A 22,312-nucleotide genomic window follows, 5' to 3' on the forward strand; every position below is an offset into this window, starting at 1 on the left:
TTTCCACTAAGTGTATATTGAACACCTAGATTGGCCCGCTAGAATGAAGACGTCCTCTTCACGACGCCATATTCCTCTAGCAATTTCCGCGGCACGCCGATGTCGCCAACTTCCACAATCCCCAAAAACTCCGCGGCGACCGGATTGGCAAAGCCGATCTTCGGCGCGACAAACGTGCAGGTGACATCGGCGCGAACCGTCGGTTCGCCGGGCGCGCCCGAGTCGCAATCGAGGCCGCTGGGAAGATCGACGGCGAACTTCCTCGCCGGAGAAATGTTCAGCCGTTCGATGACTAGCGCCATTGGTGGATGCGGATTACCACGCGATCCCGTTCCGAGCAAGCAATCGACAAGCCATTCGGCGCCGTCCAATTGTTGGTCGAACTCATCCGCAGAAATGATTGAGGGAATCAACTCGATTGGCAGGCAACTTTTCTGGGCAATGGAGAAGTTTGCCGCCGCGTCTCCCTGCAATTGCGCCGGATCGGCGACGAGCAGGATCTTAACCGGAATGCCGATCGCATCGAGTTGCCTGGCGATCACAAACCCATCGCCACCGTTGTTTCCTTTGCCGCAGCAAATGACGACTGGCCCGCGACAGCCATGCCGTAGCAGCGATTGCACGCAGCTGCGACCGGCGTTTTCCATAAGCACCAAACCGAGCAAGCCGAACTCGTCGGCTGCCCGGCGATCGAGGGAGCGAACCTGGTCGCGAGTGAGAAAATTGTTCATCTCTGTTAGAATAGCAGAGCCAATTCTCTGGAGAATAACGATGCCTTTGTTTGATTATCAATGCGACGATTGCCACGCCGAAGTCGAACTCTTGATTCGCGGTGACGAACGGCCTGAATGCCCGACCTGCCATAGCTCGAACATGCAGAAGCAACTGAGCGCACCCGCGGCCCACATGGCGAGCAGCAGCGGCGGCATGCCGATGATGGGTGGCGGTTGCGGCAAGCCCCAGTGTGGCCAGGGCCGCTGCATGGGCGGCATGTAGGAAGAAACAATCGAGATGAAATTGCTCGTCGATGGCTACAACCTGCTGCACGCGAGCGGTGTATTTGGCTCACCTACCGATCCGCCAACGCTGGAAACCGCGCGGCGAGCATTGATCGATTTTCTCGCCCAGCATCTCCCCGAGCGCGAACGAACTCGCACGACGATTGTCTTTGATGGCAAGGACGCGCCGCCGGGACTGCCGGCCGAAGGGTCGCACGAAAAGATGCGGTTCGTTTTTTCGCGGCGAAAGACCACGGCGGATGAACTGATTGCAGAGATGATTGCAGCGGAAAAAGATCCACGGCAGTTGTTTGTGGTCTCGAGCGACCACGGTGTGCAACGGGCTGCCCGGCAGCGCGGTGTTTCGTTTGAAGACAGCGAAGTGTGGACTCGCGAGTTGCGAACGAAGGCCTCCGCAGTCGCGTTTCCAACCGAAAAAACGGAACCAACGCAGTCAGCCGCCGACATCGCTCATTGGCTGCGCGAGTTTTCGCCATCGCCGCCGCACAAGACACCGAGTTCGCAGAAGTCGAGTTTGAAGAAGTCGAGTTCGAAGAAGAAAGACCAAAAATGAAGCTCGTCCGAGTTGGCGCAGCCATTCTCAATCAAACGCCTCTCGACTGGGACGGCAATCGGCGACGAATCAGCGGCGCGATCGCGACCGCACGCGAGCAAGGCGTGTCGATACTCTGCCTGCCCGAGCTCTGCATCACCGGCTACGGCTGTGAGGACGCGTTTCATGCGGTGGGAACGCAAAACTACGCGCTGCAGGTCCTCGGCGAATTGCTCCCCGAGACGCGCGGCATGATCGTGTCTTTCGGCGTGCCACTGCTGTATGGCAGCGGCTTGTACAACACCTCGTGCCTCGCCGCCGATGGCAAGCTGCTCGGTTTTGTCGGCAAGCAGAATTTGGCCGGCGAAGGAATTCACTACGAGCCACGGTGGTTCAAGCGCTGGCCCGCCGATGTCGCGGTGCCGGTGCGCGTGATGGGGCGGGAAGTGCCGCTCGGCGATTTGATTTTTGAATGCGGCGGCGTGCGGATCGGTTTCGAGATTTGCGAGGATGCCTGGGTCGCCGAACGACCCGGCGGTAATCTGGCTTCGCGCGGCGTCGATATCATTTTGAATCCCAGCGCCAGCCACTTCGCCTTCGGCAAGCACGAAGTCCGCAAACGGTTTGTCACCGAAGGCTCGCGAGCCTTCAACGTCGCGTATGTCTACGCCAACTTGCTCGGCAATGAATCAGGCCGAGCGATCTACGACGGCGATGCGATGATTGCCGTGGCGGGACAGTTAATCGCCACCGGGCCGCGGTTTTCGTACGACGATTGGAAGGTGACGACCGCGACGATCGACATTGATGCAATCCGCACCAGTCGTGCCCGCATCGGCAGCTTTCGGCCCGAGATTGTCGCCGATGACAAAGGGGTCGCGCGGTCGGACTTTTCGTTTCCCGCCGTGCAACCAACGAAGTCGCACGTCGAAGAGCTCCCCTGGGAAACGTCGAGCCATTTGAAAGAAGAAGAGTTCACCCGCGCAGTGCCGCTGGCGCTCTTTGATTATCTGCGCAAAAGCCGCTCGCGCGGTTTTGTCGTTTCGCTCAGCGGCGGTGCTGATTCAACGGCCGTTTCACTGCTCGTATCGCTCGCAGTAAATTTCGGCCTAGCCGAGTTGGGCCGCGAAGCCTTTCTGGAAAAGCTCAGCTACATTCCGGGTTTGAACAACGCTCAAGAGCCGCGCGAGATTGTGCAGAAGCTACTGACGTGCGCCTACCAGGCGACACGCAACAGCGGGCCGATCACACGCAACGCAGCGAAAACCGTCGCTGATGCCGTCGGCGCGCAGTACTACGAACTCGAAGTCGATTCGATCGTCGAAGGCTATAAGGAAGCGGTCAGCCGAGTCCTCGGCCGGCCGCTCGATTGGAAGACCGACGACATCGCCCTGCAAAACATTCAGGCTCGCGTTCGTTCCCCCAGCATTTGGATGCTCGCCAACATCGGCAACGCACTGCTCCTCTCGACCAGCAATCGCAGTGAAGCTGCCGTCGGCTACGCCACGATGGACGGCGACACCAGCGGCGGTCTATCGCCGATTGCGGGCATCGACAAGAACTTTCTCCGCCATTGGCTGCGGTGGTTTGAAAAAATCGGCCCGCACGCGACGGGCTCGTTTGTCGGCGGTCCGCTGCCGGCGCTCGCAGTCGTCAACGAGCAAGCGCCGACGGCAGAGCTGCGGCCTGCTGCGTCGAAGCAGACTGATGAAGACGATCTCATGCCGTACGACCTGCTCGACGCAATCGAGCGGGCCGCGATTCGCGACAAGCTCGCGCCGGTCGAAATTTGGCGAGTAATGCAGGTCGAGTTTCCTCAGCACTCGTCGCAACAGCTTGCCATTTGGGTCGAGCGGTTTTTCAAACTCTGGTGCCGCAATCAATGGAAGCGCGAACGCTACGCGCCGTCGTTTCATCTCGACGATGAAAACCTCGATCCGAAGACTTGGTGTCGCTTCCCAATTTTGTCGGGCGGGTATGAACGAGAACTTGCCGAGCTGCGCGAGTTGGCTAAGAAGGATTGAGTGACCAGCGATCTGCTAGCAGCGCAATCTGCAAAATCGGAATCATCCTTACGACCGTCGTTATCCGATCAATCGTTACAGGTTCTCGGCTAGACGCACCGCGGGGGGTGGTGCGTCGCTGAGTGCCTGCCGTCGGATTTCAGGGAAGCGGAGTGCAATGCTCCCGCCGCCCCGCGACTGTAAGGGTGACGAACGCCAGGATTCAATTCGAATCCACAGGCCACTGACATGGGCTGCACGCAGCCAGGTTGGGAAGGCCGGCCAGTAGGACGATCCCGAGCCAGGATATCTGAACCGCGGCCCGCTCGACCCGTTTCCCGTGGGGGGAAGACGCATGTTCCGTGTTTTTGGTGCGCGTGTGCAGAGAGCAAAACTTCTCTGCTTCGCGATTCCACTCGTATTCTGCCTGGCAACCAACTTGCGAGCGCAAATCGCGCCCTTCGGACCGCCGCCGGTTCCCGAAGAATACACTGCCGCACTCGCGCAGCCGGAGCCACCGGTCGAAACTCCACCGGAGCCACTTTCCACCGCGCAGCCGATGGTGCTGCCCGACACGGAAGTAACTGGCCGATTGAATCGCTTTCCCGCCGAGCCGTTGCCGGCCGGTGATGTGATCGCGCCGACACGCACGCCGCAACCTGCCGCGACCACGGCCAGCAGCGTGACGGTGATCACGCGCGAACAGATTGAACGGAGCGGCCAGGTCAATGTCGCCGAAGTGATTCGCGGCACGCTCGGCGTCGACGTCGTCCGTCAGGGACCGGCCGGTGGTTTGACCAGCGTGTTCATGCGCGGCGCCAATTCGCAACATACCAAAGTGCTGCTCGACGGCATTCCGCTCAACGATCCGAGCAATGCTTCGCGCTTGTTCGACTTCAGCACGCTCAGCACCGACAACATCGAACGCATCGAAGTTCTGCGCGGTCCGCAGAGCATGCAGTACGGCAGTGATGCCATCGGCGGTGTGATCAACATCATCAGCCGGCGCGGCCAGGGACCACTCTCCGTGCGTGCGGGTGCGTTGGGCGGAAGTTTCAACAGCGGACAAACGAGCGTCAACGTGCAGGCCGGCGATGAGAACGCTTATTACAGCGTGACCGGTTCGTTTCTGTCGACGGGCGGCATTTCCGCTGCCAGTGCACGGGTCGGCGGCGTGGAGCCGGACGGCTTTAACTTAGGAACGGCGTCGGGGCGAATGGGCTGGAACGTGACGCCCGATTTGAATATCGACTATGTCTTTCGCATGTCGGAAGGCGCCGCCAAGGTCGACGACTTCGATTTTCTTACTGGCCTGCCTATCGATAACTTAATTCGCAAGAACTACACCAACAGCGTTGCCAATCGCATTCAAGCCAGCTGGCTCACTTTCGAAGGGCAGTTTCAGCAGACGGTGGGTTTCAACGTCGTCAACATCGAGCGGAAAGACAACGACCCGGGTTTCTCGCCGGCGCGCTTCACTGGTCAAACGCGAGAAATCAATTACCTAGGCAACGTGCTTCTCGCGCCGACGAACACCTTCAGCGTCGGTGCCAATTACCTGGCCGAAGACGCTTCGACTTCCGACAATCCTCAGCAGACGCAAAACGTGAAGGGGATCTTCGTTCAGGATCAATTCCAACTGTTCGAACGATTCTTTGGAACCGCCGGTGCGCGGTGGGATGACACTAGTCGGGCGGGGCCAGCCCAGACCTATAAAGTGACCGGCCTCTATCGCATCGATGAAACGAACACCGGCATCCACGGCACGCTCGGTACTGGCTTTCGTCAACCGGCGCTCGCCGAAAACTTGTTTCAGTTCGGCAATCCGAACCTTCGGCCTGAGCGCAGCAAGGGTTGGGACGCCGGCATTCGCCAAGGCATCTACGATGACATCGTGTGGGCCGATGCGACTTACTATCGCAACGACTTCACCGACCTGATCATTTTCGATTTCAACACGTTCAGCCTGCAGAACGTCGGCCGAGCGCGGGCCAGTGGTGTGGAGTTCTCGCTCTTCGCTCAGGTTACCGATCGCGTCGTTGCCAACGTCGCGTATACGCTCGACGATACGTTTAATGCCGACACCGGCATGCAGCTGTTGCGTCGGCCACGCGAGAAGTGGAACCTGTCGCTGACGCGGGCCTGGCTGCAGAACAAGGGAGCGCTCACGCTGTCGTATCAGTACTACAGCAATCGCCTCGATACAAACAACTTCATCCTGCCCAACTACTCGTTGCTGAATCTCTCCGGCAACTACTTCTACACCGACCGCATCGAACTTGTCGGCCGTTTGGACAACATCACCAACACCGAGTACGAAGAAGTCCGCGGCTACGGCACGCCGGGATTTGGCGCGTACGCTGGGTTCAATGTGTATTGGTAGAAGCTGCACAACGACGTCTGGGATAACCTCGATTGCGTCAGCAATCGAGGCGACGAAGTCGCAAGAGGCATTGCGTCCCTGGTGAAATATCAACGGACGGTCGATACGATGTCCGCCAGATGTGGTGACTCAGCCTCAACCGAGATGCCTCTAGCCGCTGGCGCGACATCGATTGCTGAAGCAATCGATGGTATCTAAACGCAATTACGCCGTGGGGCAAACCTTTGCAGGTTTCAACCATTTGCGAATCGTCGTAAGCAGCGTGCTGCGATCGATGGGCTTGGTAGCGAAATCATCGCAGCCCGCAGCCAGGCATTGACCGCGCACGCCGCTCATGGCGTTGGCCGTGAGTGCGATGATGGGAATTCGAACTCCGGCGTCGCGCAATGTGCGCGTCGCTTGCGCGCCATCCATACCGGGCATGATCATATCCATCAGGATCAAATCAAACGGCTCGCTGTTGGTCTCGGCAGCGAGCGTGAGATCCACAGCCTGTTGACCATCTTCGGCCAGCGTCACTTCCGCACCGGCCTTGCAGAGTAGATACGAAATCAATCGGCGATTATCGGGGCCGTCTTCGGCCAGCAGGATGCGGCAGTTGAGTCGCACATTAGCTAGTCGCAAGGTCGAGCGCGCGATCGATTGCGCTTCGCTATCGGCCGGCGAATCGAGTCTCGGCACGCCAGCGAGCGGTCCAGTTTGCACGCAAACCGTGAATTTGCTTCCCTGCCCGACGGCGCTCTTCACCGAGATGTCGCCGCCAAGTTTGCGGGCCAGTTCGCGGCTGATAGCGAGGCCCAGGCCGGTGCCGCCGTAAGTGCGACTCACCCACGAGCCGCCCTGTTGATAAGCAACGAACAAGCCTTGCTGCTGAGCTGCCGTCAGGCCGATGCCGGTGTCGGTCACCGTGAACTGCAACCGCGCTTCGTTGGGATTGCTGTGGCTCGTCGGCTCGATCAGTTGCACGCCGATCCGCACTTCGCCTTCCTTGGTGAACTTGATGGCGTTGCTCACTAGGTTCAGCAGGATCTGTTTGAGTCGCACCGAGTCGCTGGTGATCGTCGCCGGCACGCCGGGCGTCCAATCGAGTTCCAGCTTCAACCCCTTGCCGCGAGCGCGCGGCAGGAGCACTTCCATCACATCGAGAATGATCTGCGCCGGTGAGCAATCGAGCCGATCGACTTCGAAGCGGCAAGATTCGATTTTCGAGATGTCGAGAATGTCGTTGACGATCTCCAGCAAGTGCTGGCCGTTGCGTTTGATTGTTTCAGCCGCTGCGACGATTTCGTCGGGCGCGAGTTTGGGTTCGAGCAGGTTGTCAGAAAATCCCAGAATCGCCGTCAGCGGGCTGCGGATCTCGTGGCTCATGTGAGCGAGGAATTCGCTCTTCGCGCGACTCGCCGCGAGAGCTTCTTCCTTGGCCCGCTCGAGTTCGACTTCGATTTGTTTTCGTTCGAAGGCATACCGCACGCTGCGCGAAACCAGCGCGTAGCTGACGGCTTCTTTGATCAGATAATCTTGCGCGCCCGACTGAATCGCCGTGATCGCCATGTCTTCGTCGGCGACGGCAGTCAACACGACGATGGCCAGCTTGGGAAACTCTTCGCGCAGACGATCGAGCGTGCGCAGGCCTTGTTCATCGGGCAGATTCAATTCGACGAGAACCACATCGACTGGCAGCGTGCGCAGGTGGGCGAGCCCGGCGTCGAAGCAGTCGACGTGCCGGACATTGAGATCGCTGCGGCGCATGCTGGCGGCTTCGCACAGCAGGCTGGCGATCCACGGATCGTTTTCCATTAACAGTATTTGCATGTGACGCACCGCAGGCTGCAAAACGCGCGCACTCCGCCGCCTGACGGACTGCCCCCGCAAACCTACGTTGCAGATTCCTGCAAGAGTTCGTCACCGTCACAGTTTTGCACGGTTAGTGCAGTCGTTAAAACCGCTACGACGTGTCTCAGCCTACAGCCGGCAGTTATTAATCTGCGTTTCGAGAACGGCGCTAGCGCCGACGGCTTCCAGCTTTTCCATCACTTCGATCACTTCGCTGCGCCGAACCATTACGCGGATGGCGCACCAGTTCGGATCTTCGAGCGAGTTCACCGTGGGGCTGTTAAACCCGGGGGTGATCTTCTCGGCTTCGGCGAGCTTGGTGCGCGGAATGTTGTATTCCAGCAGCGAATAGCTGCGGGCGATGACCACCCCTTCCAAGCGCCGCACTACGCGGTCGGCGAGTGTCGATTCGCGGCGATCCTTATTCTGAATCAGAACGGTCGAATACCGGCCGATTTCATCGAGCACGCGTAGTCGATTCGCGGCGAGCGTGCTGCCGGTTTCGACGAGGTCGACAATCGCATCGGCCACGCCGAGGGCGATCATCACTTCGACCGAACCGCTGAGCTTTACCAAATGAACGTCGGCATGGTGCTGCTTCAGGTAATTGCGGGTGACATTCGGAAAGCTAGTCGCGACTCGCTTGCCGTGCAATTGCGCGGGTGTGCGGATGTCGCCATCCTCGCTCACGCAGAGAGCAAGCTTGCACTTGCCGACGCCCAGGTCGAGCCGGCTGATGACTTCGACTTGCGATTCGGCGAGCAGATCGCTGCCGGTGATTCCCATGTCGATCGCACCCTCGGCGACGAGTGTGGGAATATCGTCGGTGCGCAGAAAGGTGATATCGATCGGCATTTCGCCGACGCGAGCAAACAGGCTGCGGTCCTGACGCCGAAAGCTGAGGCCGGCCTGCTTGAGGATTTCGGCGGCGAGTTCACTGAGACGGCCCTTGCTAGGGACGCCGATGCGGAGGTTGGACATGATTTTCAAATCGGAGAGGAAGATAATGAGTGGTGGCGTCGTTCAACGCTTCGGCCCCTCACCCCAGCCCTCTCCCCGCAGCGGGGCGAGGGAGTGACTACGTGCGGCGCACGCCTGATAGATAATTCTAACTACGCCTTTCGCAGCGCCTTTTCATCGAGCCCGCTGATGCCGAAGCGGCGGGCGATTTCGGATTCGACTTCGTCCCATTTCACTTCTTGATGAGCGAGCAACACGAGCAGGTGATAGACCACGTCAGCCGCTTCGGCGATGACGTGCTTGCGACCCTGTTCGCCAGCTTCGTAGGCCGCTTCGACGACTTCGCGGGCTTCTTCCTGCACCTTGCCGCCGATCTTGGGAACGCCGCCGTTCAGCAAAGTCGTGGTGTACGACTTGGGGGGCGGGTTCCGCTTGCGGTCTTCGATGACCGCCATGAGTTGGGCGACGACGGAAGTGGACGATGCGGCTGACGATTCGGGCTGGGCGATGGCAGTCACGGTTTTCTCGTTGCTTGCGTGGGTTTTCTGCGGAAAGGACTGTAGGAAGCTGCAGCGCGGAGGCATGTTTCTGAAAAACACCGTCACGAACCGAATCTCGCCGACGCCCGTCAGTCCGGCTGCATCCAATTCGTGACCGCCCGTCCCCGCGGTTGGCAGTACCCTGCTATCCTAAGTTGCGAGGCCCTTAGCTGCAATGCATCCAAGGAGCCGCAAATGATTGCGAAGCAGCTGAATTCGCCAGAATTCAGAACCGGCAGTTGGCAGAAATCATCTGAATTCTGGCGAATTCAGCGACATTCATCATGAACCTCCCCGAACACGATCCGATCCCTGTTTCGCCCCTGCCGCCCGTGCGCGATGCCTGGTTTCTGACCGGTCCGACCGCGGCTGGCAAGACCAAGGTCGGTGTGCAACTGGCCCGGCGACTCGATGCCGAAATCATTTCGATCGACTCGATGGCCGTTTATCAGGGCATGGATATCGGCACCGCAAAGCCCAGCGAGGAAGAGCGGGCTGCCGTGCCGCATCACTTGCTCGATGTCGCTTCACCCCGCGATGAATACAGCCTGAGCGAATACCTCGACGCGGCCCACACTGCTGTCGACGAGATCCGCAGTCGCGGCAAGCGAGTCCTCTTCGTCGGTGGCACCCCGCTCTATTTGAAGTCGCTACTCCGCGGCGCTTATCAGGGACCGCCCGCCGATTGGGCCTTTCGCGAACAGATTGAAAAGGAACTCGCCGAGGTTGGTCTCGAGGCGCTCCACGAACGGCTACAAGTGATCGATCCTCTGCTGGCCGCCAAACTGCATCCGCGTGACAAACGCCGGATCGTGCGCGCACTCGAAGTCTTTCGCCTCACCGGCCAACCTCTCAGCCATCAGCAGTATCAGTTCGACGACGCCAAGTCAGCCGCCGAGAGTCACGTCTTCGTGCTGCAGTGGCCGCGCGAGATTCTGCATCAGCGGATCGAAGCTCGCGTCGATCAAATGTTCGCCGCCGGCCTCGTTGAGGAAGTGAAATCGCTGATCGCTCAGCACGGCTCGCTCAGCCGCACGGCCAACCAGGCCGTTGGCTATCGCGAAGTGCTCGAATTCCTCAAGCTGATTCCCAGCGAACGCGACCGGCCGCCAGTGTCGATCGGGCAGTGCATCGACTTCGTAAAAATCCGTACCCGCCAATTTGCCAAGCGGCAGGAAACCTGGTTCCGCAGTTTGAGCGAATGCACGCCGGTGGCGCTCGATGTCGATCACTCACCGGCCCAAGTGGCTGAGCAGATCGCCGCGCTGCGAGGAATCTCGTAGTTTCTCGTAGGCCGGACCATTGGTCCGGCCACGAAGCGTCTACGCCTTCTGCATTTCGCGCATCAGCCGGTTATATTCATCGACGGAATCCCGCTTCCCGGCCCGTTTGTTTCGTTCCTGCATCCACGTCGGCTCGAGGTAATCGCGCAGCTTTGGGCCGCGGATGAAGTACTCGAACATGCTATTATCCATCGGCTGATTCTGCAGAAAGTAGCGCTGGATCATGTTCTCCTTAACTGCTTCTTGCGGCATGAACGTGCGCACGAGATCGGCATCGTCGAGGACGTGCTCGAGTTCATGTTGAATGATGATCCGAAAGCGATTGACACTGGAGACGTCTTTGTCGCGCGGCTTGTATTCGTCGAGAATGTGCACGCTCACCGTCGCGTCGAAATAAACTTCGCCCCCGGTGAACTGCCACTGCGGCGGGCCGTTCTGCGACGGAAGCTGTTTCCACTGCTGGTTGAAGTTGGCAAACCCCAACTCGAATTTTGCCTTGGCAACGCCCTTCACACTCGGGTTCGGCTTGGCCAGCAGTTTGTCGAGCGCGGCGCGCGTGACAAACTCAGGCTGTGGGGCATCGGCAGCCGCCAGACCTGCCGGCAGCGCGATCTTGTATTTGCCCACGTCCACCTTGGCAGCGCTCGCAAACTTCAAGCGGCCCACAAACTTGGCCTTGAGCAAGGTACTGAACAACGGAAACGCAAACATCGTGGAAGGCGATGGCATGGGAGGGCTTTCGAGCAGCGGAGTTGGTACGCGGAAGGCGGGGGAAAGATGGTTCGCTCCCCAAAGAAGTAAGAGCGGTTCCGCGTCACGCCGTCACGAAAGATTTAAATAACAAAACGGCAATCGCGATCCTGAAGCGGTAGGCCGGATCTGCCTGCATAGCGATCGATCCCGAAGGGATCACAGCCATTAGCCCCGGGTCGCTGCTTCAGCAGCGCACCCGGGGTTAGCAATAGAATCACGCGCCGATCCCGAAGGGATCGCAGCACCGCTCATTCAAAATAGAACGGGTCGTAGTCGATCTCCGCCAGACGTAGCAATTCCAGCAACTCATCTTTAGATGAACGATTGCGATGATGCTCCTCTTGATTGCCAATGTACGATTTCACCCCGCCGCGACCGGTCGGGCTGACCGTAAAGGCTGCGTAACCTTCCTGCCACGAAAATTTCGGCAACTGAATTTCACGATGAACCCAATCCGTTGCAGCCTTCTTCAATTCACGCATCACATCGGCCAGACAGTGCGTGGATTTCAGGCTCACCAGCATGTGTATATGATCAGCAACGCCGCCAACTCCTTCGGAATACCCCTCAAGGCCTTGAATGGTACCGCCCAGATATTCATGCAAGCGTGATCGCCATTCGACGCCGATTAACGGTTGACGGTTTTTCGTGGCGAAAACTAAGTGATAGTGCAGGCTGAGATAGGTGGAAGCCATGGCAGGGCTCGCGAGGAAAGTGAAATCGCAAAGTGATAGCAACGAGATTGTGCCGCGACTAAATGGAGGCGTCAAACTCTCGTGCCGGTTTACTTGCTGCGATCCCGTTGGGATCGATGCGCCCTATTTAATCCGTTACCCCGGGTGCGCTGCTTAAGCAGCGACCCGGGGCTAATGGCTGAGGAAACCTATTCCCCGATCTGTACCAGCTTCGGTTGCGGCCGTGCCGGTGGTGTTTCCTGCCGGACGTCGATCCATTTCTTTTCGTCGAAGTGTTTGCCGTACGTGCCGTAGTCGTTGAAGAAGAAATATTTAGCGAGGCGATAAGCCCAGGATTTTTCCGGCACTTCGGCGCCGGGGTTGTATTGGCTCGGGCGGAGGTCCATCGATTGGAGTTCTTTGACGGCGGCGTGGCGGGCCGTCGTGTCGCGAGCGCCGTGGCGCTGGGCTAGTTGCTCGAGCAGGTCGGGTCGTTCGAGAACCAGGCAACCTCGCGTATGTTCCGCCGCGGTGTGGCGGAAGTCGCGGAGGAACTCGCTCTCTTGAAAAACTTGCTTCAGCGGCCGTTCGTCGTAGATGCTTTCCTTGGCAAACTGAATGATCGGGCAAGGCTCGATATCGCCCCACGGGCTGATGTGATGCGTGAAACCCGTCGCCGCGGGACAGAGGGCTCGGCCTTCGCCGTCGTAGTAGGCATCGACAATCACGATCGGCTTTTTCGCCCGCATCTCGACGACGAACTTGCGGCACTGCAGCTGTTGTTCGGGCGTGAGCGAAAGTTCCGGTTTCGCATCGGGACCCACCGGCCGGTAGATGTGAAACCAGGTGTACATCACCCCCATTTCGATCAGCCGGTCGAGCCATTTTTCGCTGAGGAGATCGAAATTCGTCTGACACAGACTCGTGCAGACGCCGGCCATCACTTTGTGCTTCAGGCAGTTCTGCAGCCCTTGCATCGTCTGGCTGTAGACGTGATCACGGCCGCGGCGTTCGTCGCTGACGATCTCGTTCCCCTCGACGCTGATCAGCGGCGTGACGTTGCCGCAGCGGCGGAGTTCCCGGGCCACTTCATCGGTGATGAAATGGCCGTTGGTGAAGACTTGGAAATAACAGTCCGGATGATTTTTGAAGATCTGCAGCACTTCGGGATGCATGAACGGCTCGCCGCCGAGGATGCCGAAGAACGAATTCCCCATCGCCTTGGCTTCGCGGATCAGCCGGTCCATGGCCGCGACTTCGATCTTCGATTGCTTGGCTGCAACGTCGACCCAGCAACCCTGACAACGGAGATTGCAGCTGTTGATAACCGACACGTAGAGGAACGGCGGAAAGAACTCGCCTCGTTTGAGGCGAGCTTTGTGCTTCTGGACGGACCACACGCCCTTCGCGCCGAAGTTCCAGGCGAGTTTCCAGAGAAGTCGTTTGTCGGTCTCGCGCAGCAACCGCCACGCCATACGAAAGTACATTACTATTGCTCAAATTGCGGTTTGGTCGCGGGTAGCGAGCCTATCGTGCGCAGGTTCATTCTATTCGGAATGACGACAGCGCGACACTGCTGCGGCGGCGGTTTCGACGGAGGTTGGCATGGCGTTGCGGAAACGAGGCAAGTACTGGTACGGTGAATCGCAAGCAGATATTCGCGACGAACTGGTCCGGGTCGGCAAGTTGAATGACGAGATCCCGACGCACTTTCAAGACGTACGCTGCAGTTGCGGCGCGAATCTATTTCGACTGAAGATGGACGACGAGCAGGGCGTCGCCGTGCGGACCTGTGGAACTTGTCAGGCCGAACACCCAATCGGCGACAGCGCGGAGTATTTACCCGGGGCCGATCTGCAGGAGAGTTGCTGCGTTTGCGACGCGGAACTTTTCGAACTCACCGTGGGTGTTTCGCTGTATCCAGATTCGAACGATGTCTGTTGGGTTTACATCGGCTGCCGCTGTCCCGCTTGCGGCGTGACGGGTAATTACGGCGATTGGTCGAGCGAGGCGGGGGATGTTGGTGAGTATTTGAAGCAGGTTTAATCGTTCGCGATTCCCGCGATTGCGGGTAGCAGACCAGTGAGCGCCCCACCGGGACGAGCCCGGCGGTCGCGGACTTCGTGCTAGCGCGAACGGTTTCCTTCTGCCAAAAATTCACGGACCTAAGTTGTCCAGCGCGGCTGTCTAATTGAGCAAGCGCCGAGTGTGGCGAACTTGTAATTCATTCAGCTCTCGGGTGGGTCCAGCAAGGCCGTGAGTAAGTCTCTGCTGCGCGCGTGACAACCAACGAGAATTAGGGTCTAGAAGTTGGCAGGTTGTGTCTGGCAGTTAGCGAGGTGTTGTATGACCTGTTGTGAAAAGGTTGTGAACCGTTATCGCAAAACTGCCAGTGTGTTGCACGCAAGTGTTTGCCGGGCCATGAGTTGTTGCGAGATTTCGCGGCAGCGAGCTCGCGCACAAAGTGTTGTTAAGATTTTGACCTCATTTTGCACAACACTCATGGTAGCAACGAGTTGCGGACAAACCAAAACAGCAACAACTGTTGTAAAGTTGTCGACCGATGCTGGCGTTGGACAGGCGAATGGGCAACCGCTCGTCAGCCAACAGAATCTGTCCATGGTGCCCGAACACTTTGCCTTGCCTCTCCGTATTTCCAGGGAGACACAGTTCCTGGTGACGGCATTGCTGCTGTCACGCATCGCTGGCGACAAAACGGACCATGTTTTACCGGTGGAATCGCCAATACCGGAAAATACGTTTCGATCCAACGCTCGGGCCGAAGATTCCGTTTCGTTGCAGCCGATGCAAGCTTTATCTATAAGGAACTGTGTCGTTAGAGTGGATAATTTCGCTGCCAGCACTGCTTTGTCGCAGCATCTCACTGCGTCATCGCAGCAGAAATAGTGGCTCGCCCCGAGCGGCATCAGAAAGGTTTGTATGTCGAAAGAACGTTCGCGGTCGATTCAATCCAAGCGGCTCGTTGTGGAACGCCTCGAAGATCGCTCCCTCATGGCCGGTAACGTGACGGCTGCGGTGAGTGGCGGTGTGCTCGTGATCACGGGCGACACGGCAGATAACGGCATCACGGTCGACTATATCGCGTCGAATAACACCTACCAGGTGACCGGCACGACTCCGACCGGCGGCACGGCAACGACGATCAACAGCCTCGATACGAGCGTCCCGGCCAACGCCCAGATTTTCAGCGGCGTGACGAAGGGCGTGACCGTGAACGCGGGCGCTGGCAACGACAACCTGGTGTTCGGCGCCGCGACGTCGACCACGTTCAAGGTGGTCGGCAATCTCGAAATCGACATGGGCCTCGGCAACGACACGGTCGCGATCGGTCGCAACGGCAATGCAGCCGGCGGCGCAACGCCAGTTGAAAACGAAATGAACATCAGCAAAGCGCTGGTGGTGAAACTGGGCGGCGGCGGCGACACGCTCGATATCACGAACACTACGGTCGGCGGCAACATGGTCATTCACGCCGATCCGGCGAGCGGCCCGACCACGACGCACGGCGCCGATACGGTTCGCTTCCCGACCACGTTCACGCCGACTGGCGGCACGCTGCAGACTTTCCCGGTGACGGTGGCTGGCAAAACGACGGTGATCCTGGGCGCCGGGGCCGATACGTTCAATGCGTTGAACCTGACCTCGCGGAAGGGCATGCTGATTCAAGATCAAGCCGGCAATCTGAACTTTGATCTCGTCAACGGCACGGTTGGCGGCGAGTTCAAAATGGTGAAGAATGGCGGCACGGCCAACGACATCGACATTCGCAATCTCAACACCGGCACGATGCGGATGAGCACCGGCAACGGTGTCGATACGATCGCGATTCGCGACTCGATCTTCGCCCGCATGTACATCGAAACCGCTGCTGGCCGCGATCAAATCACCATCGGCAATACCCGCGTGACCAAGCTCGGTTTGATCGACGGTGCTCGCGACAAAGCACGCCTGACTCAAGAAGCCGGCAACGTGCTGCGTGGCGTGGTGAAGGTCCGCACGTTTACGTAAGAACGAACGCGATCATGTAGCACGGGACGAACAAATAGTTCGTCCTGTGGGCAGACGAATCTACTGCGCCGCTTCGCCGCCATCGATGGTCGCTTGAGCGCGGTAGAGGCCGAGCGCCACGCTGTCTTGCAGAAAGCGCACGCTGCCGTCGCAATAGACAAACTGCACGCCGCCCGGATGCTTCGACCGAAAGCCGTTGTGGCCGGTCCAGTCATCGGCGGCGTAAGGCGTGCCATCGGGCCGCTTGGCATTCGGCGGCAGAGCTGCCGTGGCGTTGGCTTCGACGGGATGCCCCCAGGAATACCCCAGCCCATAACCGGGCGATGAGTTTGTTGCCCGCGTCTCATGCCAGACGTCTTCACCAGCGAGCATCGTCATGCTCGTGCCATCCTTGATCGCGGCCAGTCCCTTCGGCAACTGCCAATCCATGGGATAGAGCACGCCGTCTCCCTTCCACCACGGCTCGCAATCGCCGCCGATCGAACTGCCGTTGGCCCAATCGCCCCAGCAAAAATTGGCGCCCTGCACACCTTTGTAATTGGTCAGCCCGGTCTTGAGGCCGCGGAGATAGCGGGTCTTTTCGAAGAACGTTTTGATCCGCGCGATGTCATCGCTGGGGCAATGAAAAACAGCGATCGAAGAATCGAGGACGGTCGTTTGATTCAACTGCTGGTTCGGAATGTCTCCCTGGTTCGCGAGGTTCGACTGCTCGAGAAACGGCAGGATTGCTGACAACCAACTCCACGACTTGCTGTTTTCATAAGGCCCGCCGAACGCCGTCGAGTCGTCATAATCGCCGTAGCGATTGGCGGGGAGCTTCTTGTAGCTGTCTTCGAAATTGTGCACCGCGAGGCCGATTTGCCGGAGATGATTCTGGCATTTGGTTCGCCGCGCGGCTTCGCGAGCCGACTGCACGGCCGGCAGCATGAGCGCGACGAGCACGCCGATGATGGCGATGACCACGAGCAGTTCGACGAGTGTGAAACCGCGCGAGAGGTTCTTCATCTCTTCCTCCTACTTCACTAACTGCAGGTCATACTCACCTGCCGCGGGCGTGGGTTTGACTTCGAACGAGAAGGGCGATGTGCCAACATTGTTATAGCGCACGGGAATGATCGACCTCGGCAAACCGGGACTGACTTTGCCGGTGTCAACGAGCGGTTCGGTAGCGAACACGACGACGCTGTACCAGCCCGGCGGAGCGCCCGGTTGATTGGCAGTGTAGATGCGGTATTCGCCCCGCTCGTTGATGAGGCCAGTCGGTTGATGCTGGGTTTCGTTGTCGCGAACGGCGCGCAGCGAGACCGTGCCGGTGGTCAGCGGCGCACCGCCGTAACTCACCTGCCCGCGAACTTCATGAAGCACTGGACCCGACTGGCCGCAACCCGAGAGAAGGAAGATCGCAGCGCAAGGCCAAGCCCATCGAATCAACGAGAGCACACGCACTCTCCTGGGAATGACGAGGCCCTTATTGGAACAGGCAAAACGCGATTTCGCTAGTGCGAAAAGGTTACCTCAGGGCATCGGCTCGCTTTACCATCCGCAGCTCATTCCCGGCCGAGTTGTAAGTCACTTCATCCATGAAGGCTTGCATGAGCACGTGGCCACGCTTGGAAGATTGGCCGAGGGTGGCGGTTTCGCGCGCGGCGGCCAGCGGCGCTTGCCAGGCAAAGCCGGGGCCTTCGTCGCGGATAACGATCTCTACGTGCTCGGCCAGCACGATGACTTCCACATCCACACCGCGCGATGAGTAGGGGGACTGTTGAGCGCGGGCAGTGACTTTGGCGGCGAGTTCACCGTCGGACCGAACGGCCCGCGAATCGGGAATCTCGGCCGTGGTGAGTTCCAGGTTGCCGCGGATGACGGCGTTTTGTAGCCCTTCGCGAATGGCAGCGCCGATGCGAAAGCGGCCGGTGGGATCGGTGAGGGCCATGCCGCTGACCATCTGTTGCACGAGATCGACGAGAGGATCGATCAGCGCCAGATCGTTCTCGAGTTTGAAGCGAAACTCGCAGCGGCGGAGGCAGGTGATGAGTCGTTCGTAAGTCTTGTCGCCCCGCGTGAGCGAGAGCGTTTCATTCACGGCATCGAGCAAACGTTCGGCAAGCAACGACTTCGGCACGTAGCCGGCAGCACCGTGATGGAGCGCTTCGGCAGCGAGCGATTCGCGACCTTGCCCCGTAACGAGAATCACCGGCACACCGGGATAATCTAGACGGACGGCAGCCACGAGTTCGAGGCCGCTCCGTTGCGGCATGTGCAGATCAGTCACGATGAGATCGGGGATCTGTTCGCGAAGCGCGAGGAGCGCAGCACCGACATCTTCGGCAAACGCGATTTCGTGCGCGGAGTTGCGCTGCAGCAATCCGCCGATCAGGCGGCGATCGACGGCCGAGTCATCGACCACCAGAATTTTGGTCATGGCAGGTTGCCTCGCATCGCGAGTGCAGCGCATTAAGGAGGGAATTCGTTGACCCTAAGTATCTGTTCGGCAAGCGGCCACCGCCACCGCCGTATTCAAGATTGCCGAAACCCGCCGCGCCGAGTCTTAGCGAGTGCTCAGCTCAATCACGCGTTCGGCCACGATGTGTGGCTTGTTAAGCTTTTCAACCATGCCTCGCTTCCCATAAATGCCGACTGGTTTGTTCTCGTAGCGGCGGAGATTCATGCCCGGGCCGGGCGTGACGAAGGCGATTGGCTTTCCTTCGGAGTCGACCAGGGCATAATTCGCGGAGACCCGCAAGTCGCGATCGAGAATCGGCTGCAGCAGCCCCACGCCGTCGTAGCGAGCATCGGCAGCCGAAGCGGTTCCGCTCTTCGAGCGTGCCGCCAAGATCGGATCGTTCGGCAGATCGAAGGCTTCTTCGAATTTACGGATCTTTTCGAGCAGCAGGCGGGCTTGGCCGCGTTCGGTCGGTGAGTTCCCTTCGTCGACGATTCGCTGGACCTTGTTGCGGATCGATTCGAGGTTCCACGTTTCGCGGGGCTGCGAGATGCGGGAAGAAAGTTCGAGGTCGAGGGCTTTGAGTTTCTCTGTCGCGTTCAAGGCATCGAAACCAGGGCCGTCGTTGCGAATCGCCGGGGCGGGTTTCAAGCCGCTCGACTGACTCGTCGGCTGCGTGCTCGTGGTGGACTGCGCGGGGAGATCTTGAAAGTTGGTCGAGCGCGGCGAACCGTGAATGCTGTTCTGCATTTGCTCGCGACTGGCCATCCGCAGGTCGCTGGAAGGGGCCGGCACCCCGGCGGTGTTCTCGATCGGCCGTGGTTTGCGTTTGACAAATCCATCGGGCGAGGCTGTGTAGTCGCGGGCCACGTTCACCGGTTGTTGATGCTCAACTAGTCGCACATCGCTGTCGACCTTGCCATTCAAATCGCTGAGCACCATCGCCGGTTGCGTGGGCTTCTCGCGACGGGCCGCATTGAGCGAAGCCAGCGCGTTCATCGATTCCTTCATCCGGTTCACACCGGTGCCAACGGCGACTTGCACTTCGCGATATTCGCGCGGTGGAGTCTTTTCTTTGGCAACAGCCAGGTCTGCTTCACGTGGCGGCGACTTCGAAATCTGGTTGATGTGGATGTAGCGAAACTCACCTGCCGGCGGTGCGATCTTCAGCCAGGTTTCTGGGCCCTGGGCGGTCTTCACTGTCTTTTCGCCGACCACTTCGACGAGTTCGCCCGGGCGGAGTTTCACCTGATAATCGAAATTGCGAACGGCCGAATCGATCGAATGAATGTACGCCGGCACCGCGATCAGTACGCGATAAATGCCTTGGTCGTTGGTTTCTTCAACCGCATCGGCCACGATCCAGCTGTAACTATCTTCGGGCGGCCGGATCGCGAGCCAACCAGTTGCTTCGCGTCGATAGACCTGCACTTCATCGCCGGCGTAGAGCCGATGCGTCGCGTAGTTGCGCGTCGAGGGGCCGCTGACGACGTTGACTTCGTCGACCGCCACATAAGCGGTATACGGATATTGGTCGGCCGCCACTGCCATAGCGGGCAGCGTGAACAACAAGGCAGCGATAAGTACGCGATGAACCATAGCGAAGGCTCGCACAAAACGACGATGGCAACGGCCTGAAGCCGGTTTCATCGGGGCTTGTAGCGAAACAACGCAAAACGGGCAAGTTCAGCTAGACCGAGCTAGCAACTCGACCTAGCTAAGCCGAACGACGGAGCGGCATCGCCAAGCGAGGCGCGATCACCAGCGCCACTGGTTGTTCATCGGTCGTGATTACCTGGCGTCCGACGCGGCGGTCGAGGTTGACGACGATCGGGGCTTTGAGATTCACGGTCAGCGACGGGCCGTCCTGGCTGACGATCGTGAGCAGGTACGCCTGGTCGAACTGTGTTAGTTCGAGCGGCAGCAGTTGATTGCGAGCGACACGCACCTGATAGCCAGGGACGAACCGCCGCGGGCTGACCACAGGCAATGCAACCTCGGGCCGCGACACGCTTTGCAGCCAGCCAAGTGAATCGTTGTCGGCATCGCTGAGTAGCACCCAGTGACGGCAATCCTCAAACGCAATCAATCCATGCGGAAAGAGGATGATGTCGTCGGCCTCGATCCGCACTGCTCCGAAGCGAGAAGTATCGATTTGCATGACGGCCACGCGTTCGCAAGAGATCTGGCTGAGAAGAGCTATCGAATCAGTGATATCACGGCCAGCAGGAAGGCGAGGCATCACAGTTCCTATCATCGGCACAGTGCTACCGGTGAAATGCACTGCAACCTGCGAAATTCCAAATTCCGCCAAAATTCCAGGCCAGACGGTTCCCCACAATTGCCCCCCGCAAAACATTGCCCCGATCAAACTGGATTGATACGATTAAGGTGCCGAAGCAACCACTGCTGCGGTCCTACCGTCCAATTGCCCGCCGCATGCCGCTACGAGGGAACCCGCCATGCTGACCATTTTAGGTACTGCTGATCGAGGCGCAAAAACCTGCGATCGTCAAAGCCGCCGCGACTTTCTGAAGATCGGCGGTATGGTGATGGGCGGCTTGTCGTTGCCTCAACTGCTGGCAGCCGAAGCACAAGCGGGAATCGGCCGCAGCCACAAAGCTATTATCAACGTCTTTCTGCCAGGTGGGCCGCCGCATCAAGATATGTGGGATCTGAAGCCCGACGCCCCGAGCGAAATTCGCGGCGAGTTTCAGCCCATTAGCACCAAGGTCCCCGGCATCGAGATCGGCGAGATCTTTCCGAAGATCGCCGCCATTGCCGACAAGTGCATCTTCGTTCGCTCGGTGATCGGCGCCACCGGTGGCCACGACGCTTATCAATGCATGACAGGAAGGCCGCTCAATCCGGCACCGGCGGGAGGTTGGCCGGCGGCAGGCGCATGGATCAGCAAGCTCAAAGGGCCGGTGAATCAGAGCATTCCGCCGCACCTCAGCATGTGTTACAAGACTGATCACGGGCCCTGGGGCTACGACGGCGACGGCGGTTTCCTCGGCATCGCCCACACACCGTTCAAACTGGTCGGCGGCCGTGAAGAAACGAGCAAAACCGACAATATGGTCCTCAAGGGGATCACGCTCGATCGTCTGCAAGATCGCAATAATTTGCTCGCCTCGATTGATCATCTGAAACGCGATCTCGACACCAGCGGCAAGATGGCCGGGCTCGATACCTTCACGTCGCAAGCTGTCGGCATTCTCACTTCCTCGGCGCTCGCCGATGCGCTCGATATCACGAAAGAGTCGCCCGAAACCATCGAGAAGTATGGAGCTGGCGATAAGAAGTTCCGCGACGACGGTGCGCCGAAGCTGACCGAGAACTTCCTGATCGCACGGCGACTCGTCGAAGCCGGCGCGCGGGTTGTTTCGCTCAACTTCAGCCGCTGGGATCACCACGGACAGAATTTTCAAGCCATCAAGCAAGACGGCCCACTGCTCGATCGCGCCACGGCTGCCTTGATCACCGATTTGCACGAGCGCGGTCTAGATAAAGATGTCTCGGTCGTCGTCTGGGGCGAATTCGGCCGCACGCCGAAGATCAACCCACAAGCCGGACGCGACCACTGGCCACAAGTCAGCTGCGCCTTATTAGCGGGCGGCGGCATGCGAACCGGTCAAGTCATCGGCGCCACGAATCGTCTCGGCGAACACGCCACCGAACGGCCCGTGTCGTTCCAAGAAGTGTGGGCCACGCTCTATCAGAATTTGGGCCTCAACCTACGATCGGTTCGCGAGTTCGATCTGCGCGGCCGGCCGCAGTATCTGGTCGATCAGGGCGTCGAGCCCATGAAAGAAGTCGTTTAGCTGTCACAGCGCATCGATTGCCTGGTACTGAGTTAGT

General features: G+C 59.0%; 21 protein-coding genes and 1 riboswitch. Of the genes, 9 read left to right on the forward strand and 12 right to left on the reverse strand.

Annotated elements, in window-relative coordinates:
• Positions 1–38: 38 nt before the first annotated feature.
• Positions 39–731, reverse strand: a complete 693-nt coding sequence (locus M9Q49_RS19775) for an NAD(P)H-hydrate epimerase (protein WP_254510554.1) — start codon at positions 729–731, stop codon at positions 39–41.
• Positions 732–771: 40 nt separating this feature from the next.
• Here M9Q49_RS19775 and M9Q49_RS19780 point away from each other — a divergent pair, with 40 nt between their 5' ends.
• The 4 genes from M9Q49_RS19780 to M9Q49_RS19795 all read left to right on the forward strand — a co-directional run bounded on the left by M9Q49_RS19780 (position 772) and on the right by M9Q49_RS19795 (position 5,937).
• Positions 772–996, forward strand: a complete 225-nt coding sequence (locus M9Q49_RS19780; protein WP_254510555.1) for an FmdB family zinc ribbon protein — start codon at positions 772–774, stop codon at positions 994–996.
• Between the two features lie 15 nt (positions 997–1,011).
• The gene (locus M9Q49_RS19785; RefSeq protein ID WP_254510556.1) at positions 1,012–1,572 is read left to right on the forward strand and encodes an NYN domain-containing protein; all 561 of its coding nucleotides are present in this window, start codon (positions 1,012–1,014) and stop codon (positions 1,570–1,572) included.
• A complete protein-coding gene (nadE, locus tag M9Q49_RS19790) occupies positions 1,569–3,575 on the forward strand; it encodes an NAD(+) synthase (RefSeq protein WP_254510557.1) in 2,007 nt (668 codons plus the stop codon). The genes M9Q49_RS19785 and nadE overlap by 4 nt, the downstream gene beginning before the upstream one ends.
• A gap of 93 nt (positions 3,576–3,668) precedes the next feature.
• A riboswitch (cobalamin riboswitch) is annotated at positions 3,669–3,886 on the forward strand.
• A 23-nt stretch (positions 3,887–3,909) separates the two neighbouring features.
• Positions 3,910–5,937, forward strand: coding sequence for a TonB-dependent receptor plug domain-containing protein (locus M9Q49_RS19795; protein ID WP_254510558.1), 2,028 nt, complete (start codon positions 3,910–3,912; stop codon positions 5,935–5,937).
• A 204-nt stretch (positions 5,938–6,141) separates the two neighbouring features.
• Here the strand turns inward: M9Q49_RS19795 and M9Q49_RS19800 are convergent, their stop codons facing one another.
• The 3 genes from M9Q49_RS19800 to M9Q49_RS19810 all read right to left on the reverse strand — a co-directional run bounded on the left by M9Q49_RS19800 (position 6,142) and on the right by M9Q49_RS19810 (position 9,248).
• Entirely contained in the window at positions 6,142–7,749 is a 1,608-nt protein-coding gene (locus M9Q49_RS19800; RefSeq protein WP_254510559.1) for a response regulator, read from the reverse strand.
• 150 nt (positions 7,750–7,899) lie between these two features.
• Positions 7,900–8,751 carry an ATP phosphoribosyltransferase gene (gene hisG / locus M9Q49_RS19805; protein WP_254510560.1) on the reverse strand — a complete coding sequence of 284 codons (852 nt, stop codon included), beginning with the start codon at positions 8,749–8,751 and terminating at the stop codon, positions 7,900–7,902.
• Positions 8,752–8,882: 131 nt separating this feature from the next.
• On the reverse strand, positions 8,883–9,248 hold the full coding sequence (locus M9Q49_RS19810; protein WP_254510561.1) for a phosphoribosyl-ATP diphosphatase: 366 nt from the start codon (positions 9,246–9,248) through the stop codon (positions 8,883–8,885).
• 305 nt (positions 9,249–9,553) lie between these two features.
• Between M9Q49_RS19810 and miaA the strand changes: the two genes are divergently transcribed.
• Positions 9,554–10,552 (forward strand): tRNA (adenosine(37)-N6)-dimethylallyltransferase MiaA, encoded by a 999-nt coding sequence (gene miaA, locus M9Q49_RS19815; RefSeq protein WP_254510562.1) that lies wholly within the window; start codon positions 9,554–9,556, stop codon positions 10,550–10,552.
• Between the two features lie 39 nt (positions 10,553–10,591).
• Here miaA and M9Q49_RS19820 read toward each other — a convergent pair whose 3' ends face one another.
• The 3 genes from M9Q49_RS19820 to M9Q49_RS19830 all read right to left on the reverse strand — a co-directional run bounded on the left by M9Q49_RS19820 (position 10,592) and on the right by M9Q49_RS19830 (position 13,466).
• The gene (locus M9Q49_RS19820) at positions 10,592–11,281 is read right to left on the reverse strand and encodes a hypothetical protein (RefSeq protein WP_254510563.1); all 690 of its coding nucleotides are present in this window, start codon (positions 11,279–11,281) and stop codon (positions 10,592–10,594) included.
• Positions 11,282–11,553: 272 nt separating this feature from the next.
• Positions 11,554–12,000: an IS200/IS605 family transposase gene (gene tnpA / locus M9Q49_RS19825; protein WP_254510564.1), complete on the reverse strand. Its 447-nt coding sequence runs from the start codon at positions 11,998–12,000 to the stop codon at positions 11,554–11,556.
• Between the two features lie 188 nt (positions 12,001–12,188).
• Positions 12,189–13,466 (reverse strand): radical SAM/SPASM domain-containing protein, encoded by a 1,278-nt coding sequence (locus tag M9Q49_RS19830; protein ID WP_254510565.1) that lies wholly within the window; start codon positions 13,464–13,466, stop codon positions 12,189–12,191.
• 118 nt (positions 13,467–13,584) lie between these two features.
• Between M9Q49_RS19830 and M9Q49_RS19835 the strand changes: the two genes are divergently transcribed.
• From M9Q49_RS19835 to M9Q49_RS19845, 3 genes are all read left to right on the forward strand, one after another.
• The gene (locus M9Q49_RS19835) at positions 13,585–14,025 is read left to right on the forward strand and encodes a hypothetical protein (protein ID WP_254510566.1); all 441 of its coding nucleotides are present in this window, start codon (positions 13,585–13,587) and stop codon (positions 14,023–14,025) included.
• Positions 14,026–14,325: 300 nt separating this feature from the next.
• Positions 14,326–14,886: a hypothetical protein gene (locus M9Q49_RS19840; RefSeq protein ID WP_254510567.1), complete on the forward strand. Its 561-nt coding sequence runs from the start codon at positions 14,326–14,328 to the stop codon at positions 14,884–14,886.
• A gap of 33 nt (positions 14,887–14,919) precedes the next feature.
• Positions 14,920–16,008 (forward strand): hypothetical protein, encoded by a 1,089-nt coding sequence (locus tag M9Q49_RS19845; protein ID WP_254510568.1) that lies wholly within the window; start codon positions 14,920–14,922, stop codon positions 16,006–16,008.
• 60 nt (positions 16,009–16,068) lie between these two features.
• Here M9Q49_RS19845 and M9Q49_RS19850 read toward each other — a convergent pair whose 3' ends face one another.
• The 5 genes from M9Q49_RS19850 to fliW form a co-directional block, all read right to left on the reverse strand.
• On the reverse strand, positions 16,069–17,013 hold the full coding sequence (locus M9Q49_RS19850) for a DUF1559 family PulG-like putative transporter (protein ID WP_254510569.1): 945 nt from the start codon (positions 17,011–17,013) through the stop codon (positions 16,069–16,071).
• Between the two features lie 9 nt (positions 17,014–17,022).
• Complete coding sequence (locus tag M9Q49_RS19855) at positions 17,023–17,448, reverse strand: hypothetical protein (RefSeq protein ID WP_254510570.1); 426 nt, start codon at positions 17,446–17,448, stop codon at positions 17,023–17,025.
• A 70-nt stretch (positions 17,449–17,518) separates the two neighbouring features.
• Entirely contained in the window at positions 17,519–18,430 is a 912-nt protein-coding gene (locus tag M9Q49_RS19860; protein ID WP_254510571.1) for a response regulator, read from the reverse strand.
• A gap of 126 nt (positions 18,431–18,556) precedes the next feature.
• Complete coding sequence (locus M9Q49_RS19865; RefSeq protein WP_254510572.1) at positions 18,557–20,050, reverse strand: SH3 domain-containing protein; 1,494 nt, start codon at positions 20,048–20,050, stop codon at positions 18,557–18,559.
• A 118-nt stretch (positions 20,051–20,168) separates the two neighbouring features.
• Complete coding sequence (fliW, locus tag M9Q49_RS19870) at positions 20,169–20,693, reverse strand: flagellar assembly protein FliW (RefSeq protein WP_254510573.1); 525 nt, start codon at positions 20,691–20,693, stop codon at positions 20,169–20,171.
• Between the two features lie 220 nt (positions 20,694–20,913).
• Between fliW and M9Q49_RS19875 the strand changes: the two genes are divergently transcribed.
• Positions 20,914–22,275: a DUF1501 domain-containing protein gene (locus M9Q49_RS19875; RefSeq protein WP_254510574.1), complete on the forward strand. Its 1,362-nt coding sequence runs from the start codon at positions 20,914–20,916 to the stop codon at positions 22,273–22,275.
• The last annotated feature ends 37 nt before the right edge of the window (positions 22,276–22,312 follow it).

Source organism: Anatilimnocola floriformis, assembly GCF_024256385.1.
GTDB classification, from domain to species: domain Bacteria; phylum Planctomycetota; class Planctomycetia; order Pirellulales; family Pirellulaceae; genus Anatilimnocola; species Anatilimnocola floriformis.